A 4,796-nucleotide genomic window follows, 5' to 3' on the forward strand; every position below is an offset into this window, starting at 1 on the left:
GGGCCGGAGGCTGATGCCTCCGGCCCTTCGCCTATGAGCGGGAGACATCCTCGCCCCGGGCGGCAGCCGAGTCCTCGAGGATGCGGCCGGATGGCGGGACCGCCTGTCGACTGTGGTGGCCGCCCCTGCCGACCGCGGCGATCTGCCAGCCGCGTTCTCCGCCCCGGCGGCATCGTCGCCCGGGCCGCCGCCCCGGGCCTGCCCGCGGACGTCCCAGCTCTGGCGACCGCGCTGCGCACCTGGCTCGGCGAACGCACACACGTATGACGAACGGCCAACAAGGTGAACCTGGTCAACTTGAAGGCAGGAAAGGCACCGGACAACGCAGAGGGGAGGTCTGATTGTGTGCGATCCAATCTGACGGTCGGTTCGGTACAGATCTGCCCTGATGCTGCCGAAGGGCCATCCCGCCTCCGCACCGGCAAAATATCCGAGGAGCAGGAACGACGATGGCGCCCGATCCGACAATCGCCCAGGTGACCATGACCCTGGCTGCCCTTGCAGCCACCGGGGCCACCCCCCGTCCGTCCGGGGAAACCCCGGAGCATCAGACCGAGCGAATCATCTCCGGCATCGACGCGCAACTGAGCGATCCCAGCCTTGCGACTCAGGGCGCGTGGAAGCTGGTGTGGCTCGCCCTGAGCGAGGCCAACGCCAATATGGCCTACATCGCGCAGAGCACCAACGGCTCGAACGAGTTCGCCGTGGTCGCTCGCGGAACGGACGCCGATCTGACCGACATCCTTGAGGACCTCGAGGTCGGCACAGTCGTCCCGTTCCCCGAAAGCGGATCGCCGAAGCCCATCGCCGTTTCCAAGGGGGCGATGGATGCGTTCAAACGGGTTGTCAACGCCCGCTCGATCGCCTCCCCCTCCCCGAACGTCACGCTCGCTCAGGCGCTCGCCGCCGTACTCAAGTCGGCGCCCTCCTCGCCGCAGCCGACCGTCTATCTGACCGGTCACAGCCTGGGTGGTTGCATCGCCACCATGCTCGCGCCGTACCTGCAGGCACAGACCTGGCCGAAACAGCCGAAGTTCGCGGTGATCACCTATGCCGCTCCCACCGCCGGTGTGCAGAGCTTCGTCGACTACTTCGACTCCGTGCCGTGGGTCATCGACGAGCGCCAGAACAACGCCTACGACCTGGTGCCGCACGCGTGGGCCGATCTCGACACCACCGCCGGCTGGTACCCGAGCCCGGGTCCGCAGGCGACCGAAGAAGTGAAGCTGCTCATCGGGGCGATCTCCAAGCGCACCAAAGGTAACGTCTACGTCCAGCCCGGCACGCTCTGCCTGATGAACACCGGCTACACGAGCCTTGCCAAGAACCTGGTCAACAAGACCACCCAGGACTTCCTCGGCCAGGTCGCCTTCCAGCACGCCAACTCCACCTACCTGGACCTGGTGGGGGCGCCTGCCGTCCCTTCCGGGCCGGTGGTGACCGACGTGACCCCCACCTTCGGTGGACCAGGCGACACGGTGACCATCAACGGCACCGGCTTCAGTCCGGACAGCGTGGTCGACTTCGGCCACTTCGCCTGCACCAAGCGCGACATCGACCCCTCCGGCATCAGGATCAACGCTCAGGTCCCCAACGGAACCGGCGTCGTCCACGTCCGCGTCACCAACACCCTCGGCACCTCCCCGGCCGTCGCGATGGGGCAGTTCGCCTATGGCGGACCTGCACCTGTGGTGGTCAGTGCGGTCAGCCCGACCAGCGGAAAGGTCGGCACCCCGGTCACCATCAGCGGCTCGGGCTTCGCCGATGGCGCCACCGTGCACTTCAAGGACAAGGCATCCGATTCGGTCAAGTTCGTCTCCACCGGCCAGATCACCGCAACCGCGCCCGGTCAGCTCGACGACCACCAGACGGTCGACATCACCGTGACGGTCGGCAAGGCCACCTCTCCCACCAGCCCGGCCGACGAGTTCACCTACACCGGACGGTAGCGTCCGCACGCCCTGTTCCCGCGGTGGCCCTTCGAGCCGCCCCGGGCCCTCGCCGCCGACCGGTCGAACCGTGCCCGGGCGAGGGATCGCCGCAGGACCGCGCCGTCTCGGAGCATCGCGAAGAGCACGTCGATGCGGCGCCGGGCCAGGCAGACGATGGCTGCGACGTGGTGTTTGCCTTCGCTGCGTTTCTTGTCGTAGTAGGCGCGTGACTCCGGCTGCGACAGCGACGCGAAGGCGGCGAGGTAGAAGGCTCTCTTGAGCTGCGGCATGGTGCGGGCGGCGTCCGCGATGATCGACGCGTCGCGTGCGTCGGTCTTGGCCTCACCCGGATAGAGATCAGCTGTCCGCCGCATCGTCAGGCCTGGCAGATAGGCGACGCGGCAGCCCGCATCGCGAGCCACGGCCAGTGGCAGCGCGCCGATCGAGGCCGGCTGATCCACGACCACAAGTACCGTGCCGTGTTTGGCCTGCAGCTTCGTGAACAGCTCGCGCAGTCGCGGCTCGTTGTCGGGCAGCGATTTGTCGAAGACCTACGAGGTCTCCACCTTGAAGGCCGTTTGAGTGACTGGAGCGTCACCTTCCGTACGCGGACACGCGGCGTGTGGTGCGATGCCCACGTGAAATCCGGGGGTCGGGCTCGGAAAGTGACGCCCGCCCTGGATCCGTGGACGATTGAAGGGAAGCCCATGGTGCTCCGCGCGCTGGCCGCGACTGGTGTTGCCGTATCATTGTTCGGCTCGTCGGCCTTCGGCGGCAACCCGCCCCCGCCGTCGGGCCGGATCGTCATCGACACGGTAGCGGTCAACGGTTCAGGCTGCCCGGCGGGGACGGCCGCCGTGGCTGTGTCCCCCGACAACACCGCCTTCACCGTCACCTACAGCAACTACCTCGCCCAGGTGGGGCCCGGCTCGGCGCCGACCGACCGGAAGAAGAACTGTCAGCTCAACCTGCTCGTGCACGTCCCCGGTGGCTACACCTACGCGATCGTGTCCGCCGGCTACCGCGGCTTCGCGTCACTGGCGCCGGGTGCGTCCGGGACGCAGCGGGCCAGCTACCACTTCCAGGGCAACGCCCACACCACCAACTCGACCCATCGCTTCAAGGGCGGGTTCAGCGGCAACTGGCAGACGACCGACACCGTGGACGTCGCCGCCCGGGTCTTCGCCCCCTGCGGGGAGGAGCGCAACTTCGACATCAACACTGAACTGCGGGTCGAGCGCGGCACCTCGAGCCCGAGCGCCACCAGCTTCATGGAGATGGACTCAACGGACGGCAGTATCAAAACCGTGTACCACATGGCCTGGAAGCGGTGTCGGTGATCTCCTGGCGCTGCGATCGGCGGGCCAGTTCCTCAGGTGCCTCCCAGGTCTGTCCCCCAGACGCTGGGGGTCTGGGAGACAGTGGAACGTGAGGTCGTTCCGCGCCAGGGCGGGCTGTGCGAATGCCGCGCTACGACCAGGCGCGGGCGAGGAACTCAGCGAGGGCACCGGCGGTTTCGGGCTCGGTGGTGGCGATCCTGGCCGCGAACGCCAGCGGGTCGACGTCGGCACCGGGGACCAGGCGGGCGAGTTCGGCAAAGCAGCGCGGCGTGCGCGAGGACCGGCGGCGTCATAAGGCCGGCGGCCTTGCGGGCGGCCGGGTCGCGGTAGTGCCGGAGGTGCGCGGCCAGGGCGTGGGCGAGCCAGCCGTCGACGTACCCGCCCGCACGCCGGGTGAGTTCGTCGCGCACGGTTTCGTCACCGTCGCGGGGCTCGGCTTGCTCCAGCGTGCCCAGTTCGCGCAGCTCTGCTTCCCGGGCGGCGGCCGCGGCTTCGGAGGCGAGCTCGGCCTGGACGACGTCGTCGGTGTCCGGGTCGTAGAGGGTGCCCGGGGCCGAGGCGGCTCCCACTCCGCGAGCTCCGCGCGGCCGCGGTCGTCGTTGGCCAGGTGCTCGTGCCGCGAGTCCTGGCGCGTCGGCACCTACGGAGCCCCTCGGGCGCCGAGTTCGTCCAAGACCAGGCCGTGGAGTTCGCCCCACACCCGGGCCCGGCTCCACTCCGTGAACCGCCGGTGCACGGCCGGCCCGGACGGGCCAAAGATCGGCGGCAGTTGGCGCCACGTAGAGCCCGTTGTGGCCACGAATACGATGGCCGCCAGTACCTGCCGGTCCCCGTACCGGCGTCGGCGAGCGATCCCGGCCCTGCGCGCCTTGCTGCCTGCCTCCGTCACGCAGGTCGGCGTGAGCCGTGCCCCTTTTGCTCCTCGTCAGGGCAACCTGTTCGTCGTGTACTCGCCGAGTGGCGATGCGCTGCCGCTGGGCACGCTCAAACGCGACGCTCTGGACGCACTGGGGCCCGGTTCCTTGGCGGAGAGCGTGGGGCAGGGGTGGATCGGGGGTGCCGCCATGCTGTCCTCCCAGTTGCGGTGGGTGACCTTGCTCGGCGTTGCGGGAGTGGCCCTGGTGGCGCTGGCGGCAGGGTTGAACTGTCTCGCCGAGGTCGTGCGTTTCGCCCGTTCCATCGCCCCGGTCTCCGTGGTGAGCGGCAGCCGACGGGTGTACGCGACCGTGGCCGCGTGGACCCTCGCCGTGCCCCTCTGCGTCGCCGCGGCCCTGGGCGCGCTCAGCGCGGTCTGGGTCACCCTGCCCTACACCACCCCGCCGCGGAACGGGGAACTGCCGCCACAGATGCTGACCGCGGCAGTGGCGGTGCTGTGCGTGCTGGCGGTGACCGTGGCGAGCCTGGCAGCCCTCAGCGCGGTCCGGGAGTCGAGGCGCTGGCGGCCTCGGCATGATTGAGCGGGCCCGCTTCGTCGGGCTCGCCGCCAACTGAGCAACGTACGCGGGAGGGTCCCGCCGCACACCGA

At 69.4% G+C, this 4,796-nt stretch carries 4 protein-coding genes and 2 pseudogenes; 3 read left to right on the plus strand and 3 right to left on the minus strand.

The genetic code is table 11. From position 1 onward, the window contains the following. Window positions 1-482: 482 nt before the first annotated feature. On the plus strand, window positions 483-1,949 hold the full coding sequence (locus ACFU8Q_RS39165) for an IPT/TIG domain-containing protein (RefSeq protein WP_384464289.1): 1,467 nt from the start codon (window positions 483-485) through the stop codon (window positions 1,947-1,949). Between the two features lie 242 nt (window positions 1,950-2,191). On the opposite strand, the pseudogene ACFU8Q_RS39170 reads toward ACFU8Q_RS39165, so the two are convergent. Beyond that, window positions 2,192-2,482: pseudogene (locus ACFU8Q_RS39170) on the minus strand (IS110 family transposase); the annotation flags it as partial. A 159-nt stretch (window positions 2,483-2,641) separates the two neighbouring features. Here ACFU8Q_RS39170 and ACFU8Q_RS39175 point away from each other — a divergent pair. Beyond that, the gene (locus ACFU8Q_RS39175; protein ID WP_384464292.1) at window positions 2,642-3,271 is read left to right on the plus strand and encodes a DUF4360 domain-containing protein; all 630 of its coding nucleotides are present in this window, start codon (window positions 2,642-2,644) and stop codon (window positions 3,269-3,271) included. A 155-nt stretch (window positions 3,272-3,426) separates the two neighbouring features. Here ACFU8Q_RS39175 and ACFU8Q_RS39180 read toward each other — a convergent pair whose 3' ends face one another. Both ACFU8Q_RS39180 and ACFU8Q_RS39185 read right to left on the minus strand, forming a co-directional pair. Next, a complete protein-coding gene (locus tag ACFU8Q_RS39180) occupies window positions 3,427-3,840 on the minus strand; it encodes a hypothetical protein (protein WP_384464284.1) in 414 nt (137 codons plus the stop codon). An 80-nt stretch (window positions 3,841-3,920) separates the two neighbouring features. Then, a pseudogene (locus ACFU8Q_RS39185) lies at window positions 3,921-4,160 on the minus strand (transposase); the annotation flags it as partial. A 10-nt stretch (window positions 4,161-4,170) separates the two neighbouring features. Here ACFU8Q_RS39185 and ACFU8Q_RS39190 point away from each other — a divergent pair. Beyond that, window positions 4,171-4,728 carry a hypothetical protein gene (locus ACFU8Q_RS39190; RefSeq protein ID WP_384464286.1) on the plus strand — a complete coding sequence of 186 codons (558 nt, stop codon included), beginning with the start codon at window positions 4,171-4,173 and terminating at the stop codon, window positions 4,726-4,728. The last annotated feature ends 68 nt before the right edge of the window (window positions 4,729-4,796 follow it).

Source organism: Streptomyces sp. NPDC057543 (assembly GCF_042801895.1).
Lineage (GTDB): Bacteria > Actinomycetota > Actinomycetes > Streptomycetales > Streptomycetaceae > Streptomyces.